Annotated in this window: 14 protein-coding genes; 2 read left to right on the forward strand and 12 right to left on the reverse strand. The window is 61.1% G+C overall.

The window, feature by feature from the left end; all coding sequences use genetic code 11:
• Window positions 1-186: 186 nt before the first annotated feature.
• From MFF34_RS04355 to hmpA, 12 genes are all read right to left on the reverse strand, one after another.
• Entirely contained in the window at window positions 187-438 is a 252-nt protein-coding gene (locus MFF34_RS04355) for a DUF3077 domain-containing protein (RefSeq protein ID WP_238210492.1), read from the reverse strand.
• Complete coding sequence (locus tag MFF34_RS04360) at window positions 435-683, reverse strand: hypothetical protein (protein WP_238210494.1); 249 nt, start codon at window positions 681-683, stop codon at window positions 435-437. Before MFF34_RS04360 ends, MFF34_RS04355 begins: the two co-directional genes overlap by 4 nt.
• Before the next feature lie 455 nt (window positions 684-1,138).
• Window positions 1,139-1,525 (reverse strand): YkgJ family cysteine cluster protein, encoded by a 387-nt coding sequence (locus tag MFF34_RS04365; protein WP_027595511.1) that lies wholly within the window; start codon window positions 1,523-1,525, stop codon window positions 1,139-1,141.
• A gap of 172 nt (window positions 1,526-1,697) precedes the next feature.
• Entirely contained in the window at window positions 1,698-2,825 is a 1,128-nt protein-coding gene (locus MFF34_RS04370) for a hypothetical protein (protein WP_238210496.1), read from the reverse strand.
• Window positions 2,826-2,937: 112 nt separating this feature from the next.
• The gene (gene alaC, locus MFF34_RS04375) at window positions 2,938-4,146 is read right to left on the reverse strand and encodes an alanine transaminase (RefSeq protein ID WP_238210499.1); all 1,209 of its coding nucleotides are present in this window, start codon (window positions 4,144-4,146) and stop codon (window positions 2,938-2,940) included.
• Window positions 4,147-4,438: 292 nt separating this feature from the next.
• Window positions 4,439-5,326, reverse strand: a complete 888-nt coding sequence (gene cyoE, locus MFF34_RS04380) for a heme o synthase (protein ID WP_027595508.1) — start codon at window positions 5,324-5,326, stop codon at window positions 4,439-4,441.
• A gap of 11 nt (window positions 5,327-5,337) precedes the next feature.
• Window positions 5,338-5,670 carry a cytochrome o ubiquinol oxidase subunit IV gene (gene cyoD, locus MFF34_RS04385; protein ID WP_027595507.1) on the reverse strand — a complete coding sequence of 111 codons (333 nt, stop codon included), beginning with the start codon at window positions 5,668-5,670 and terminating at the stop codon, window positions 5,338-5,340.
• Window positions 5,670-6,293 (reverse strand): cytochrome o ubiquinol oxidase subunit III, encoded by a 624-nt coding sequence (cyoC, locus tag MFF34_RS04390; RefSeq protein ID WP_027595506.1) that lies wholly within the window; start codon window positions 6,291-6,293, stop codon window positions 5,670-5,672. The genes cyoD and cyoC overlap by 1 nt, the downstream gene beginning before the upstream one ends.
• 3 nt (window positions 6,294-6,296) lie before the next feature.
• The gene (cyoB, locus tag MFF34_RS04395) at window positions 6,297-8,315 is read right to left on the reverse strand and encodes a cytochrome o ubiquinol oxidase subunit I (protein ID WP_027595505.1); all 2,019 of its coding nucleotides are present in this window, start codon (window positions 8,313-8,315) and stop codon (window positions 6,297-6,299) included.
• A gap of 3 nt (window positions 8,316-8,318) precedes the next feature.
• Complete coding sequence (gene cyoA, locus MFF34_RS04400; protein ID WP_027595504.1) at window positions 8,319-9,263, reverse strand: ubiquinol oxidase subunit II; 945 nt, start codon at window positions 9,261-9,263, stop codon at window positions 8,319-8,321.
• A gap of 558 nt (window positions 9,264-9,821) precedes the next feature.
• Window positions 9,822-10,328, reverse strand: coding sequence for a disulfide bond formation protein B (locus MFF34_RS04405; RefSeq protein WP_027595503.1), 507 nt, complete (start codon window positions 10,326-10,328; stop codon window positions 9,822-9,824).
• Between the two features lie 347 nt (window positions 10,329-10,675).
• On the reverse strand, window positions 10,676-11,854 hold the full coding sequence (gene hmpA / locus MFF34_RS04410) for an NO-inducible flavohemoprotein (RefSeq protein ID WP_238210501.1): 1,179 nt from the start codon (window positions 11,852-11,854) through the stop codon (window positions 10,676-10,678).
• A 155-nt stretch (window positions 11,855-12,009) separates the two neighbouring features.
• Here hmpA and norR point away from each other — a divergent pair, with 155 nt between their 5' ends.
• Together norR and MFF34_RS04420 are read left to right on the forward strand one after the other, a co-directional pair.
• Window positions 12,010-13,560: a nitric oxide reductase transcriptional regulator NorR gene (norR, locus tag MFF34_RS04415; RefSeq protein ID WP_238210503.1), complete on the forward strand. Its 1,551-nt coding sequence runs from the start codon at window positions 12,010-12,012 to the stop codon at window positions 13,558-13,560.
• A 188-nt stretch (window positions 13,561-13,748) separates the two neighbouring features.
• A partial coding sequence (locus tag MFF34_RS04420; RefSeq protein WP_238210505.1) for an Ig-like domain-containing protein occupies window positions 13,749-16,716 on the forward strand: 2,968 nt, incomplete at its 3' end.

Below are 16,716 nucleotides of genomic sequence, written 5' to 3' on the forward strand. Positions count from 1 at the left end.
TGTTTGGGATTTTTTGGGGGTTAGGGCTGGGCTTGTGTCAGGGCTACTGGGTGCATGGCTCGGGTTTTGCGGTGGGGCGCAAATCGAGCGCCGCGCGGGCGGCGCTCGATCTCAAGGACGCTGCAGCCCTTTCGCCATGCGCCTATCAGCCGTTACTCGCCACCGCGTAAGGCGTTTGAAAATGGCTCAACCGCCCCGGTTTAACCCCATTTCCATGTCGTTGATCAGCGCCTTGGCCATGGCACTGAGAATCCGTGCAGCGCTGCCTGCAACCTTGTTGCCCTCCATCTCGGCCTCTTCGCTGAGGTGGCGTATGCACCCCAGCAATACAGACAATTCGTCGAACGCGTGATCAAGGGGGATGCCCGGTTCGATGCGGAACAATTCGAGAAACGTCTCCACGCCAGCGGTGGTATGGGTTTTCAGGTGATTGCTCATTCCACTGCCTCCTGCGCCTTTATGTGGGCGAACAGCGCATGAAGCAATTCGGTCAGGGCGGACATGTTTTCGAGGAGGGCGCTGCGTTGCAGGCTGTCTTCGGCTTTGAGGTAAAGCTCGATGGTTTGGGAAAGGCTGCCCATGAGCTTGGCTGCCTGGGACCTTGCCTCTGCATGGGAGAGGTCGGCGATTATCGAGATGTAAGGGATTGGGAAAGTGGGTGGGTCTGGGACGATCTTCTTCATAAAGATATTCCTGAGGAAGCTATCGGATTAGCAACCACCTCGTCCTTCTCACAGATTGGGTGGCAGCCGTACGCGAGGTGAGAAGACCGCGTCCTCAGGCTCCCGCGGCCAGACCTAAGTCTGCACGCGCACGGCCGCCATGACAGAAAGCCATTACTGAGGGGTAACTGCAGCTTCTCACGGCCGCTCGCCATTTCAGGCGAACCGTGACGTTACCGCTGTGGTATTCCCCCGCATATCAGACGGCATCCGACAGAGGTCGTAGGATAATTCCCAAGACCCGCCAACCTGAAGCATTTGGTTTCAAGTTCAGAATCTTCTTACAGCTGATGGCCCTTTCGCGGGGCAAGCCCGCTCCCACAGGATCGATGACTTGCTTCGCCCACAGGTCTTGCAACGGTCCTGTGGGAGCGGGCTTGCCCCGCGAAAGGGCCGGCACAGGCGACCCAAAAAGGTCAGGCCACCTCAGCCCCATCATCATCCGGCCAATGCGGCTCGTTGGCCCCAGGCGGGGTCAAAGGCGGCAAGCCATAGGCCGCGCGTGCATCGTCGCAGCTCGGGTTGTGCACCCCGCCCTCCCACGACGCATCGAACTCCCGGCAAGGGCTCGAGCGGTTGGCGTAGATGGTGCACGCCACCTCTTTGCCGATCTCGCCGGCAAGGCTGACGCAGCGGCAAGGCTTGGCATCGGTGCCGATCATCGCGACCCGTGTAGGGTTGATCTGCACCACCAGGTCGTCAGGCACAACGCCCCCGGCAGACTGGCATTCGCCCCAGAAGAAGGACACACGGAAGTACCCGCAGCAGGCGCCGCAGTCAAGGCAAGGGTTATATTCGGACATGAGGCCACGGAGGGAAGGTTGTTGTTATCGGGGCTGGGCCCGCGGCGCCATTTTCATTCCAACCGGGGCCGGCTGGATAGAGGGGGAATGCAAAAAAAATTGCCGCTGATCCGGCTAACCCCACGCCCCCGAATAACGGGCGAACAGCACAGCGGCTGCCCGCCTGCCCGGCCTAACGCAGGGCCTTGTAAGTGTTGGCATCCCAGTGCTGCAGGCCAAGGCCTTCGCGAGGGTCATAACGGTCGCTGCGCACCTGGCTGAAGCGTGTGCGGGTTTCGCCGCAGTGCACCAGTCGGTCGTCTTTTTGGCCTTCGGTGATGACGGTATACGACTGGCTGCGCATGGCCTGGTAGTGCTCATCGGCGGCCGCCATGGCCAAGTGATGCTGCATCAGTTGGTTGTCATCCAGCCCCAGGCGCTTGTCCAGTTCGACACCCCAACGGGTCAGACAGACTTCGGCGAAATGCCGCACGATCAAGCCGGGTTCGACCAGCACCTTGCCGCTGCCAGCCCCGTCAGCCGATGCATTACCCACCAAGGTGGCATGGCGGCCAGGCATCGGGTAGATGCACATGCGCGTGCCGGGGTCGACGGCGGGGATCACGCAGGCGAAGCCCCTGGAGCGTTCGTCACGCGAATAGAAACCGACATATTCGCGGACATTGCCCGCCAGGCTCACCCGCTCGGCTTGCACGTTGCCGACACCGGGCACGGGGTCAATGGCAAAGATATTGACCGGAATGTCCTTCAAGTCCGGATCTTCAGCCATCGCATTGGCCAGCATATGGCAACTGATACCGCCGCGGCTCCAGCCCACCAGGTTGACCTGGGTGGGCAAGCACGGTTCGCGGAATATCTTGATGATCTGTTCCTGCAGCGCCTGCGGGGTCGGGTGGCGATCGCCGTAGTCATAAGTGCGCCAGAACCAGGAAGCCGTGGCGGACGCATCCGGGATCGGCACGCCTGCGTCTTTCAGACTTGTGTACGCTTCCTCAGTGAGCTTGGTGCGCTGCCAACTGCTCTCACCCTTGATCACGTTCAGCACATGGCTCACGTTTTCTTCCCAACCACGGCCAAACAACTGACCACTCCAGTTAAAGTAGCCACCTGGCTCAACGAATAATTCGTCATCCTGAAGGTTGCCGCTACCCGGCCCGTCAACCGCAATCCAGTGGGCGAATTCGCGCCCCTGATCGTTGCTGGCCAATGTCGAGACCAGCTCGCCGTTCCAGAAATTGGGGTTGGCAGCATCGAAGCGATGGGAACCGGTGCCGCAGAAATACGCTGTAAATACACTCATTTGAATACCCGAACAGGAAAATGAGTGCTGAAGGTAGTGGTGTGAATATTCGGCAGGCAGTCGGAAGGCCGCCCTACGGTACAACGGGGGCCGCCACGCGGCCCCTCGCTGTTTACTTGCGGGTCAAACCATCCGCCCTGAACATCTGGCGGATGCCGCGAATCGCCTGGCGAATACGGTCCTGGTTCTCAATCAGGGCAAAGCGCACGTGATCGTCACCGTAGTCACCAAAGCCGATGCCCGGCGATACACACACCTTGGCCTCAGCCAGCAGCTTCTTGGAAAACTCCAGCGAGACGAGGTGCGCATACTCCGGCGGAATCTTCGCCCACACGTACATCGAAGCCTTGGGGTTCTCGACCATCCAGCCCAGCTCGTGCAACCCCTTTACCAACAGGTTGCGGCGCTGGCGGTACTGCTCGGCGATATCGCGCACGCACTGTTGGTCGCCTTCCAGCGCGGCAATGGCTGCCACCTGCAAAGGCGTGAAGGTGCCGTAGTCGTGGTAGCTCTTGATGCGCGCCAGGGCGTTGACCAGCTCTGGGTTACCGACCATGAAGCCGATACGCCAGCCGGCCATGTTGTAGCTCTTGGACAGCGTGAAGAACTCCACCGCGATGTCCTTGGCCCCCGGCACCTGCATGATCGACGGGGCTTTCCAACCGTCGTAGACGATGTCGGCGTACGCCAGGTCATGCACCACCAGCACGTCATACTGCTTGGCCAGGGCCACCACGCGCTCGAAGAAGTCCAGCTCCACGCACTGCGCGGTAGGGTTGGACGGGAAGCCGAGAATCATCATCTTCGGCTTGGGGATCGATTCGCGTATCGCCCGCTCAAGCTCATTGAAGAAGTCCACACCCGGCACCAGCGGCACCGAACGCACCTGGGCGCCGGCGATCACCGCACCGTAGATGTGGATCGGGTAGCTGGGGTTGGGCACCAGCACCGTGTCGCCCTGGTCGAGGGTGGCGAGCATCAGGTGGGCCAGGCCTTCCTTGGAACCGATGGTGACGATGGCTTCGCTCTCCGGGTCGATGTCGACCTCGTAGCGTTCCTTGTACCAGTTGGAAATGGCCCGGCGCAGGCGTGGGATGCCGCGGGAGGTGGAGTAGCCGTGCGTGTCTTCACGCTGGGCGACCTGCACCAGCTTCTCGACGATGTGCGGCGGGGTCGCGCCATCGGGGTTGCCCATGCTCAGGTCGATGATGTCTTCGCCACGACGGCGGGCGGCCATCTTGAGCTCGGCGGTGATGTTGAAGACGTAAGGGGGGAGACGATCGATGCGCGCAAAGCGGCGCGGCGAACCTGGGTTGGCCATGGCTTCCTCTGAGTACGTAAGCGCCCGGAACCGTCCGAGCGACGTTGGCCGATGTGGCGGCCTGGATCAGAAGATAGTGCCGAAACAGGATATCTGTAAAGGACAATTTCCTGTTTTATTAGAATTTTTCAGATGTATTTTTTGAAAATTAGAATTTTGTGTTTTCAGGGCCGGCCTCTTCGCGGGGCAAGCCCGCTCCCACAGGGTTATACACGGGCATAGGGACTTGCCCAGAACACCCATAAAAAAACCCCGGCACATGGCCGGGGTTTTCGTGTAACAGGCAGCGGTATCAGCGTGCGTAGGTCATCAGCACGTCCGCAGCGGTCTGGCTGTCCACCGACATCATCACGCTCAGGGCAGTGACAGTGAGGATAGAGAAGCCAAACACCTTGCGAGCCCACTTGCTGTCGTCCTCGGCCTTGTAGCCACCCCAGGCCATGTACAGCCAATACAGGCCCATGGCAGCTGCCACGGCCAGGTAGCTGAGGCCGGCGTAACCGCCGAGGGTGAGCATCAGGGTGGCGAGCACAAAGGCCAGCACGTACAGCACGATCTGCTTCTTGGCAGCAAGAATACCGCGAGCCACCGGCAGAACCGGAATGTTGGCAGCGCTGTAGTCCTTGAAGCGGAAGATGGCGATCGCGAAGCTGTGCGGCATCTGCCACAGGCTGAACATCACCAGCAGGGTCACTGCAGCCAGGTCGAAGCTGTTGCTGACGGCGCAGTAGCCGATCACCGGAGGCATGGCACCCGAAAGGCTGCCGACCAAGGTGCCGTGCACCGATTTACGCTTCAGCCAGAGGCTGTAGAAACCGACGTAGACGACGAAGCCGATCAGCGCACAGAACGCCGACAGTGGGTTGGCCTGGACATACAGCAGGCTGAAACCCGCCACCCCAAGCAGGGTGGCGTAAATCAGCGCGAGGGGCAGCGACATGCCGCCCTGGACCATGACGCGGTTCTTGGTACGTTCCATCTTGATGTCGATGTCGCGGTCGATGCAGTTGTTGAACACGCAACCGGACGCCACCACCAGGGAAGTACCTACCACCACCGCCAGGAACAGGGCGAAGTCTACATGGCCCTTCGCGGCAAGGAAGAATCCGCCTGCCACGGAAAGCACGTTACCGAAAATGATCCCCGGTTTGGTGATTTGGATAAAGTGCTTAACGGACATGCAGTCTTACCTCACTTGGCCATCATTTCGATGTGGATGTTGAACATGATCCACAGCGACAGGCCGACCAGCAGTGCAATTACCATGGTGGTAAACAGGAACGTCGACACGTTGGAACGCTGCTCTTTCGAGCGGTCCATGTGCAGGAAGTACACGAGGTGCACTACAACCTGAATGACAGCCATGGCGACCACGATCAGAACGGTCAGGTTCTTCGGCAGGCTTGGGTACATCACCAGGCCGAACGGGATAGCGGTCAGGATGATCGACAGTACAAAGCCGATCATGTAGGACTTCACGCTGCCGTGATTACCTTCGTGATGAGTGTCGTGTGCGTTAGCCATTACAGAACCCCCAGCAGGTAGACGACGGTGAATACGCAGATCCAGACCACGTCCAGGAAGTGCCAGAACAGGCTCAGGCAGCTCATGCGGGTCTTGGCAGTCGGGGTAATGCCCTTGGTGCTGATCTGATACATCAGGATTGCCATCCAGATCAGACCTGCAGTCACGTGCAGACCGTGGGTACCGACCAGCGCGAAGAACGCCGACAGGAAGCCACTGCGCTGCGGGCCGAAGCCCTCAGCGATCAGGTGATGGAACTCGTAGATTTCCATCGCGATGAAGCCGGCACCGAACAGGAAGGTCACGGCCAACCAGCCCAGTACACCTGCTTTCTTGCCATCGAACAGCTTCAGCATGGCGAAGCCGAAGGTGATCGAGGACAGCAGCAGGAAGGCAGTTTCAACAGCTACGAAGTCGAGCTGGAAAATGTCATGACCCGACGGGCCGCCGGCAAAACTGCCGGACAGCACCGCGTAGGTAGCGAAGAGCGACGCAAACAGGATGCAGTCGGTCATCAGGTACAGCCAGAAACCGAGTACGGTCATCTGGCCCGAGTCGTGGTGGTGATCGTCGTGCCCATGGTCGTGACCATGAGCAGCGCCGTGGATTACTTGACTGGACATTGATTACACCCGCTCAAACGATTCGACACGTGCGCCGGCAGGCAGAGCACCTGCTTTGGCCAGCGCTTTCATACGCTCGCCTTCGATGCGCGCCACTTCTTCGGCCGGAACCATGTAGCCCTGGTCGTCACGCGCAGCGTGGCGAACGAAGACAGCGATGGTTGCAACCAGGCTCGCGCCTACCAGCCACCAGATGTGCCAGATGAAGGCAAAGCCGAAGACGGTCAGGAACAGGCCCATGAACAAACCGGTAGCGGTGTTGCTCGGCATGTGGATGGCGTCGAACTTGGTTGCCGGCTTGTAAGCAGCGCCGATTTCCTTGGTTTCGTGCCATGCATCCAGGCCAACCTGCTCAGGCATGTGGGCGAAGTTGTAGAACGGAGGTGGCGACGAAGTCGACCATTCCAGAGTACGACCGCCCCATGGGTCGCCGGTCACGTCCAGGTTCTGGTTGCGGTCGCGGACCGAAACGTAGAGCTGGATCAGCTGGCAAGCGATACCGAACAGGATCAGCACGGCGCCGACTACGGCAACGTACAGGTAGGGTTCCCACAGTGGGTTGTCGGAGTGGTTCAGACGACGGGTCATGCCCATGAAGCCCAGGGCGTACAGCGGCATGAACGCAACGTAGAAGCCCGAGATCCAGAACCAGAAGGCAGCTTTGCCCCACTTCTCGTTCAGAGTGAAACCAAAGGCTTTCGGGAACCAGAAGGCGAAACCGGCGATGTAGCCGAATACCGCGCCACCGATGATCACGTTATGGAAGTGAGCAATTACGAACAGGCTGTTGTGCAGAACGAAGTCAGCACCTGGAACGGCCAGCAGTACGCCAGTCATGCCACCGATGGAGAAGGTGATCATGAAGCCCAGGGTCCACAGCATCGGTGCGGTGAAACGCACACGGCCCTGGTACATGGTGAACAGCCAGTTGAACAGTTTCACACCGGTCGGAATGGAGATCAGCATCGTCGCCAGGCCGAAGAAGGTGTTGACGCTCGCGCCGGCACCCATGGTGAAGAAGTGGTGCAGCCATACGGCAAAGCCCAGGATGGCGATTGCGCCCGATGCGTAGATCATCGAGTGGTGGCCAAACAGACGCTTGCCAGAGAACGTCGAAGTCACTTCCGAGAACACGCCGAATGCCGGCAGGATCAGGATGTAAACCTCAGGGTGACCCCACGCCCAGAACAGGTTGACGTACATCATCGGGTTCCCACCAAGCTCGTTGGTGAAAATGTGGAAGTCCAGATAACGGTCAACAGTCAGCAGTGCGAGTGCAGCAGTCAGGATCGGGAACGAAGCGACGATCAGCACGTTGGCCCAGGTGCAGGTCCAGGTGAAGATCGGCATGTCCATCAGTTTCATGCCAGGTGCGCGCATCTTCATCACGGTGACGAGGAAGTTCACACCGGTAAGCGTCGTACCTAGGCCCGATAACTGTAGCGCCCAGATGTAGTAGTCGACACCCACGCCAGGGCTGTACTGAATACCCGCGAGCGGCGGATAGGCAACCCAACCGGTCTTGGCGAATTCGCCGACGCCCAGGGAGATGTTGACCAGCAGCACGCCTGCCAGCAGCAGGTAGAAGCTCAGGGAGTTCAGGAACGGGAAGGCAACGTCACGTGCACCGATCTGCAGAGGCAGGGCCAGGTTCATCAGGCCGGTGAAGAACGGCATCGCCATGAAGATGATCATGATCACACCGTGAGCGGTGAAGATCTGGTCATAGTGTTCAGGCGGCAGGTAGCCTTCGGATCCGCCAGTGGCCGCAGCCAGCTGGGTACGCATCATGATGGCGTCGGCAAAGCCGCGCAGCAGCATGATCATCGCGACGATGATGTACATCACCCCGATTTTCTTGTGGTCGACAGTCGTCAACCACTCGCTCCACAAGTAGGTCCACTTGCGGAAATAGGTGATAAGACCGACGACAGCGATACCGCCGAGCGCGATCATGGCAAGCGTCACCATGACTATCGGCTCGTGATAGGGTATCGCCTCCAGGCTTAGTTTACCGAACATCTCTTACTCCTCTGCACCGGCAGCTGGTTGCATACTCGATTCCACACCCTTGGTAGTGGCCAGATCTTTGCTGCCTGCTTCTTCGTGGACCGGCTTGCCGCGGTTCATGCCTTCGTACTTGTCGACGATGGACTGGAACAGCTCTGCCGGGGCCTCGCTGTACAGCGCGACTGGGTTGTATTCGCTAGGTTTGGCCAGAGCTTCGTACTCGGCTTTGCCCAGTTTCAGCGGCGACTGCTTCACTTCGGCGACCCACTTGTCGAAGTCTTCCTGGGAAGTTGCAGTTGCCTTGAATTTCATGCCGGTGAAGCCAGCGCCGCTGTAGTTGGCGCTGATACCGTCGAATTCGCCGTTTTCGTTGGCGATCAGGTGCAGCTTGGTGGTCATGCCGGCCATGGCGTAGATCTGGCCGCCCAGGCCCGGGATGAAGAACGAGTTCATCACGGCGTCGGAGGTGACGCGGAAGTTGACCGGGGTGTTAGCCGGGAAGTTGATCTTGTTGACCGTCGCAATGCCCTGCTCCGGGTAGATGAACAGCCACTTCCAGTCCAGTGCGACCACGTCGATCTGGATCGGCTTGACGTCGGAGTCCAGCGGACGATACGGGTCCAGCTTGTGGGTGGACTTGTAGGTGACATAACCCAGGGCGATGATGATGATGATCGGGATGATCCACACCGCGGCCTCGATCTTGGTCGAGTGCGACCAGTCGGGGGTGTAGGTGGCCGCCTTGTTGGAAGCACGGTACTTCCAGGCGAACGCCACGGTCATGATGATGACCGGGATCACCACCAGCAGCATCAGGCCGGTAGCGATGAGGATGAGGTTCTTTTGCTCAATGCCGACCTGACCTTTCGGGTCGAGCAGGGTCCAGTTGCACCCACTGAGTAAAAGCATGCCTAAAAAGGGCAATATGCCAAACAGTCTGGGGTAACGCTTTTTACTCATCTCACGACCTCTAGATCAGCTTGCTTCAATGCAATTTGTGTTTTGGTAGCCAACACTTCGTCCTGCCAAGTGCGGCATTTCGCGCCCGTACTCGCTCCTGCCTGGGGTCCGACTGCAGGACCTTGGCTCAAGCGTGTTAGCGGTGCTTATGGTTTCGTAGGCAACAGGCCTGTACTTCAGACCAAGTCCATTTGGTGCGGGAAAACGCGGAGGGGTGTCCGCTCGGTATCGCCGCTGGGCGAAACTTGACGAAGTCAGCAAAAGGGAGCGCTGGGGCTTCCTTCAATCCTGCGACTCGCAAGCAGTGCCGAACGGAAATTGGGGGCGATTGTAGATAGGTCGCCAACCCTTGACTATGACTTATTGAGCAACAGTCTTTTACAGAATACGTAACAATGAGACCCGAAGAATCAACTTCGCGACAGTTTGTCGCACCCCGCCGGGTAGCCCTCAAAGCCGCATTCTACAAGGCTTTGTGATTGATCTGGATCAAGCGGGGAGCAACTTTCTGCGCATCTCACGCCGTGCAAAAGACCTCATGCAATTCGGGACTTTTGTCTAAGCCTGACGTCGGTTGCGGTAGATGCCCAGCGGAACCAGAATGGCCGTCAGGACAAATGCGACCAGCGCCCACTGCGCCAGCGACAGACCGAGGATCGGTGGGTATGGCGTGCTGCAGAAGCCGTCGACCTGGAATGCCAGCGGCCACAGCTTGGCCAGGGGCAGGTCGTCGACGATCGGCTGCAGGGTATCGATGCCGCAACTGACCATGGGGTTGGCGAGTATATACACATGGTTGCCGGCCGCAACGATTCCCCCGATGGCGCTGAGCACCACCAAGCCTTCGAAGACCGTCAGGCTGCGCCGCCCCGGCATCGCGGCGGCGATGAAGGCAAACACGGCGATAAACAGCAAGGCATAGCGCTGCAGGATGCACAGCGGGCAAGGCGCCTCGCCCAATACCACCTGCATATAAAGGGCGCCACCGATCAGCGACAGGCAGATCAGCCCCAGCAGCACCAGAAAGCGCCGTTCCCGATTCAGGCGCGATGTTTGTTCGTTCATTGCCGGTTCCTTCGATGGAGAATGGCCGCGTGGTCCGCCTGCCTGTGCGCGATTCTACACGCTGGGCAGGGCCTTTAGCGTGCCGAGGGGGCAACGTGATAGCACTGCGCAGGGCTATCCGAGATGGCTGAGACCGGCCATTGTGACGTCGGTTCAACGTCACACGGCAAAAAAGCGGCTACCCGGGTGCCGCGCAGGGGCAAGCCCCTCGACACCTGGGAGTGAAGGATACCGTGATTAAAGGAGGATTAAAGATGAAAGCTTGGCGGACTGTTTCATCTCTCCTTTATATAAGCAGGTAGGCGCAGCACAAGGCTGCTCCTACAACAGCTAGGACTGCTGGGTGCTTACTCCAGCGCTGCCGCTGGCCCGAAGAACTCGTAGCGGCTCTGCTGCTCCGGCACTCCCAGGCCCTTCAGCTGGCGCTTGACCGCCGCCATGAAGGCTTTAGGCCCCAGGAAGTAGGCATCGACGTCACGTTCACGTGGCAGCCACTCGGCCAGCAGGTCTTCGCTCAGCAGGCCCACGGCATCGGCCGCAGCGCCGCCTTGCGGCTCGGCATAGCAGTAGAAGCGCTTGAGCTGTGGATGACGCTCGGCCAGGCCGTCGACCCAATCACGGAAGGCATGCACGGCGCCGTTACGCGCACAGTGGATGAAATGCACTTCACGCGGGGTCTGCAGTGCCGCCTGCAACATCGCCAAGGTCGGGGTGATCCCCACACCGCCACTGATCAGCACCAGCGGCTTGTCGCTGGCGGCCAGGGTAAAGTCGCCTGCAGGTGGGAACAGCTGCAGGGTCTTGCCCATTACCAGTTCATCGTGCAGGTAGTTGGACACCTTGCCACCGGCTTCGCGCTTGACGCTGATGCGGTACTCATTGCCGTCGCACAGGGCCGACAGCGAGTAGTTGCGGCGCTGCTCGGCACCGTCGATGAACAACTGCAGGCCGATGTACTGCCCTGGCTCGGCCTTGAGCACTGGCTTGCCATCCACCGGGGCGAAGTAGAACGAGACGATCTCGCTGCTTTCCTGCTCGCGGCGTACCAGGCGGAACTCGCGGGTACCACGCCATCCGCCGGCGGCTTGCTCCTTCTCTTTATAGAGGCTTTCTTCAGCGCCGATGAGGATGTCGGCCAGCTGGCCATACGCGGCGCCCCAGGCCGCGATCACTTCTGGGGTGGCGATGTCCTTGCCGAGCACTTCTTCAATGGCGCGCAGCAGGCAGCTGCCCACGATCGGGTAGTGCTCCGGCAGAATCTGCAAGGCAACGTGCTTGTTGATGATCTGGCCGACCAGGCCGCCGAGCTGTTCGAGCTGGTCGATATGGCGGGCATACATCAGGACGCCGTTGGCCAACGCACGTGGCTGGTCGCCGCTGGCCTGGTGGGCCTGGTTGAACAGCGGACGCACTTGCGGGTACTCGTTGAGCATCATCTTGTAGAAGTGAGTGGTCAGCGCTTCGCCGCCGCTTTCCAGCAGGGGGACAGTGGCTTTGACGATTGCACGTTGTTCGGCAGTGAGCATTGCAACGACTCCTGAGCCTAATGGCTTCGAATGATTGCCTTGGGTATTTCACCATTCGTGCCAACTTTTATACCCAGCAAAATCAGGGCGTTGACGCGTGTCATGTCAAAACGACTCGCTCGGGCGTATAGTCATAATGACCAAAAGGAGTCCCTATGACTGCAAAGCCACTGCTCACCGCCCTCCTCCCCCTGGTCAGCGACTTGTCGCGCGACCTGAGCGACCAGGAACGCTACCGCCGCTTGCTTCAGGCCATGCGCGGGCTATTGCCGTGCGACGCCGCCGCATTGCTGCGCCTGGACGGTGAGTGGCTGGTGCCGCTGGCGGTGGACGGCCTGAGTGCCGATACCTTGGGCCGACGCTTTCGGGTCAGCGAGCACCCGCGCTTCCAGATCCTCCTCAGCCGCCCACAACCCACCCGCTTTGCCAGCGACTCGGAACTGCCCGACCCCTACGACGGCCTGGTCAACGCCCCGGATGCCACGCTTGAAGTGCATGACTGCATGGGCTGCCCGTTGATGGTCGATGAGCGCCCTTGGGGCCTGCTGACCCTGGACGCGCTGACCCCCGGGCAGTTCCAGAGCCTTGAGCTGGATGCGCTACAGGCTTTCGCCAGCCTGGCTGCCGCCACGGTGACCGTGGCCGAGCGTATCGAGCACCTGGCCCTGCGCGCAGAGGACGAACACCATCGCGCCGAGCTCTACCGCCAGGCCAGTGCCCAGGACAAGGAGCTGATTGGCCAGAGTGCGGCACACAAGCGCCTGGTGGAAGAGATACGCCTGGTCGGCGGCAGCGAGTTGACGGTGCTGATCACTGGCGAGACCGGCGTTGGCAAAGAGCTGGTCGCCCAAGCCCTGCACCAGGCCAGCAACCGTGCCGACAAACCACTGGTCAGCCTCAACTGCGCGGCGTTGCCCGATACCCTGGTGGAAAGCGAGCTGTTTGGCCACGTGCGCGGCGCCTTTACCGGCGCCCACGGCGAACGCCTCGGCAAGTTCGAGCTGGCCAATGGTGGCACGCTGTTTCTTGATGAGGTCGGCGAACTGCCACTGACCGTGCAGGCCAAGCTGCTGCGTGTGCTGCAAAGTGGCCAGCTGCAACGCCTGGGGTCGGACCGCGAACACCGGGTCGACGTCCGCCTGATCGCAGCCACCAACCGCGACCTGGCTGCAGAAGTGCGCAATGGCAACTTCCGCGCCGACTTCTACCACCGCCTGAGCGTGTACCCGTTGCACGTTCCGCCACTGCGTGAACGTGGGCGCGATGTGCTGCTATTGGCGGGGTATTTCCTCGAACAGAACCGTTCGCGCCTGGGCCTGAACAGCCTGCGCCTGAGCAGCGACGCCCAAGCTGCACTGCTCGCCTATGACTGGCCGGGCAATGTGCGCGAGCTCGAACACCTGATCGGCCGCTCGGCGCTCAAGGCGCTCGGCCAGCACCCGGAACGGCCGCGCATCCTCACCCTTGAGGCCATCGACCTTGACCTGCGCGCCGCTGCCCCATCGGGCCAGCTGCCCTCCCCCTCGCCCCTGCTGGAGGCCCCTCTGCCCGATGGCGGGTTGCGTGAAGCCGTCGACCTTTATCAACGCCAAGTGATCGAAAACTGCCTGCAAAGGCATGCGGAAAACTGGGCCGCCGCCGCGCGCGAACTCGGCCTGGACCGCGCCAACCTCAGTCGGCTGGCGCGTCGGCTGGGGCTTCGCTGAGGCTTACCTACCAAAGGATTAACCCAGAAAGCCATCTGGTTGCTTCTCGCTGGGCTGCTATATCTCCCTAACCACCGGTATCACGGCCGTCATGGTCGAGGCTGAGCGCAACACGTTGCATTGACGTTGCGCCGGCCCTGGTTCGCTGAAGTCGAGCCAGTGTAGCCGCACACCAGCAGGGAGCATCCATGGACAACATCGTCGTCGCCGATAAGCAATCCGCAGTCGCCACCCAAAGTGCCTGGGGCAATGTCAGTCTCAACGGGCCAGGCGTCGTGCAGATGCCGGTTTCCCCCGATAAAGTGGCAACCGTCACCCAGCGCGGACAAGACCTGATCGTCACCCTGAAGTCGGGCGAGAAGGTCACTATTGGCAACTTCTTCGCCGTGGATCAGGCCGGCGTCGGCAGCGACATCGTCTTCGTCGGTGAGGACGGCACCCTGTGGCATGCGAACTACGATGCGGTGGCTTTTACGGGCTTTACTTTCGACGAAGTGGCCTCGCTGGATGAACTGGTCGCGGGTATCGGTGTGGCGGGCAGCGCGATGCCGACCTGGGCCATTGCCGGGCTCAGCCTACTGGGTATTGGCGGCGCGGCGGCGGCGGCCGACAACAGCAGCGGTGGCAGCAGTGGTGGCTCGGACCCAGGCGACACCACGGCGCCGGCCACGCCGATCGACCTGCTGGTGTCCCCTGATGGCCTGCGCCTGACGGGCCGCGGCGAAGCCGGCAGCACGGTGAATATTCGCGACGGCGCGGGCAACCTGATTGGCAGCGGCACGGTCGGTGCCGATGGCAGCTTCAACGTTGCGTTGAATCCCCCGCAGATCAACAGCGAAAACCTTGAAGTCACCCTGACCGATGGTGCGGGCAATGTCTCGGCCCCCGGCAGCGTCACCGCCCCGGATGCAACGGCACCGCTGGCACCGACCGATCTTGCCATCAACGAACAGGGCACCACCCTCACCGGCCGCGCCGAACCCGGCTCGGCGGTGGCGGTGCGAGGTGCGGGTGGTGTATTGCTGGGCAGCGCGGTGGCGGGGGCTGACGGGCAGTTCAGCATCAATTTGCAGCCACCGCAGACCGATGGCCAGGCATTGGAAGTGACCGCACAGGACGCAGCCGGCAATACATCGCCGGCTGCTGGCATTACGGCCCCGGATGTTGAAACGCCTCCGGATACCACGGCGCCGGATGCACCTGTGGATCTGGTAGTCGGCCTTGCTGGCCACCAGCTGACAGGCCGTGGTGAAGCGGGTACCACCGTGCAGGTGCGGGATGCCGCCGGCAATGTGCTGGCGACTGGCACTGTGGGTGCAGATGGCACCTTTGTGCTAACGCTGGACCCGGCCGTGATCGATGGCAGCACCCTGCAGGTGACGCTGACCGATGCGGCGGGCAACGTTTCGCAGCCTGGCTCGGTCACCTCGCAAGACCTGCTGCCACCTGCGCAACCGACTGATTTGGCCCTGGCTGAAGGCGTGACCCTTACTGGTCGCGGTGAACCAGGTGCCACTGTGCAAGTTCGCGATGCTGCGGGCAACGTGATTGGCACCGGGCTTGTGGGCGCAGATGGCAGCTTCAGCCTGACGCTCTCCCCGGCTCAAGCGAACGGCGAAGCGCTGGATATTCGTCTGGTGGACGCCGCTGGTAACAGCTCGACCCCACTACAATTCGATGCGCCGGATATCACTCCGCCTGATGCCGTCAGCAACATCGTGGTCGGCGCTGGTGGGCTGGTCCTCAGCGGTCGCGGCGAAGCCGGGGCCACTGTGGAAGTGCGAGATGCCAACGGCAATGTGATTGGCACAGGCACTGTATTGGCCAATGGCACGTTCTTGATCGACCTCGACCCGGCAGCGCAACCCGGCGAGCACCTGAGCCTGGTGCAGACCGACCCGAGCGGCAACGCTTCGGTTGCCCTTGAGTACGACGTACCAACGACCACAGCCCCGGCCAGCCCAAGCGACCTGGCGATCGACGCCGATGGCACCACCCTGACCGGTACCGCACCAGCGGGCAGCCGCGTAGAAGTGCACGATGCCAACGGCACGCTGGTCGGCAGCGCCATTGCCGGTGCCGACGGCACCTTCACCATTGAACTCAATCCACCACAAGCCAACGGCGAGCTGCTCGATGTCGTCGCCATCGATGACACCGGCCTGTCGTCCCTGCCGGTACAAATCACCGCACCGGACATCACCGCGCCTGCCGCGCCGAGTGAGCTGGCCGTCAGCGCCAACGGCACCGTCGTTACCGGTCGTGCCGAACCGGGTAGCACTGTTCGTATTCTCGCCGCCGATGGCACCGAGCTGGGCAGCGCCTTGGTCGGGCCGACTGGCGTGTTCAGCATTAATCTCGATCCACCTCAGGTTGATGGAGAGGTTCTACAAGCCACGGCTACCGATAGCGCTGGCAATACCTCCACCGCCAGCTCCGTTACCGCACCGGATATCGACGGCGGCGATACCACACCGCCTGACGCGCCTGTTGATTTGGTGATTGGCCTCGCGGGCCACCAACTGACTGGCCGAGGCGAAGCGGGGACTACGGTTCAGGTGCGTGATGCCGACGGCAATGTGCTGGCGACTGGCACTGTGGGTGCAGATGGCACCTTCCTGCTGACCCTGGATCCTGCCGTGATCGATGGCAGCACCCTGCAAGTGACCCTGACCGATGCCGCGGGCAATGTTTCGCAGCCAGGTTCGGTCACCTCCCAAGACCTGCTGCCACCTGCGCAGCCAACTGACCTGGCCCTGGCTGATGGCGTGACCCTCACCGGTCGCGGCGAGCCTGGCGCCACCGTTCAAGTTCGCGATGCTGCCGGCAACGTGATTGGCACCGGGCTTGTTGGCGCAGATGGCAGCTTCAGCCTGACCCTTTCACCCGCTCAGGCCAATGGCGAAGCTTTGGACGTTCGCTTGGTGGATGCCGCTGGCAACAGCTCGACCCCACTGCAATTCGATGCACCGGACATTACTCCGCCTGATGCCGTCAGCAACATCGTGGTCGGCACTGGTGGCCTGGTATTGAGTGGTCGCGGCGAAGCCGGGGCGACGGTGGAAGTACGGGATGCCAATGGCAATGGCGTTGGTACCGGCACCGTCTTGGCGAACGGCACGTTCTTGATCGACCTCGAGCCGGCTGCCCAACCCG

The organism is Pseudomonas sp. PAGU 2196 (assembly GCF_022179005.1).
Taxonomy (GTDB): domain Bacteria; phylum Pseudomonadota; class Gammaproteobacteria; order Pseudomonadales; family Pseudomonadaceae; genus Aquipseudomonas; species Aquipseudomonas kermanshahensis.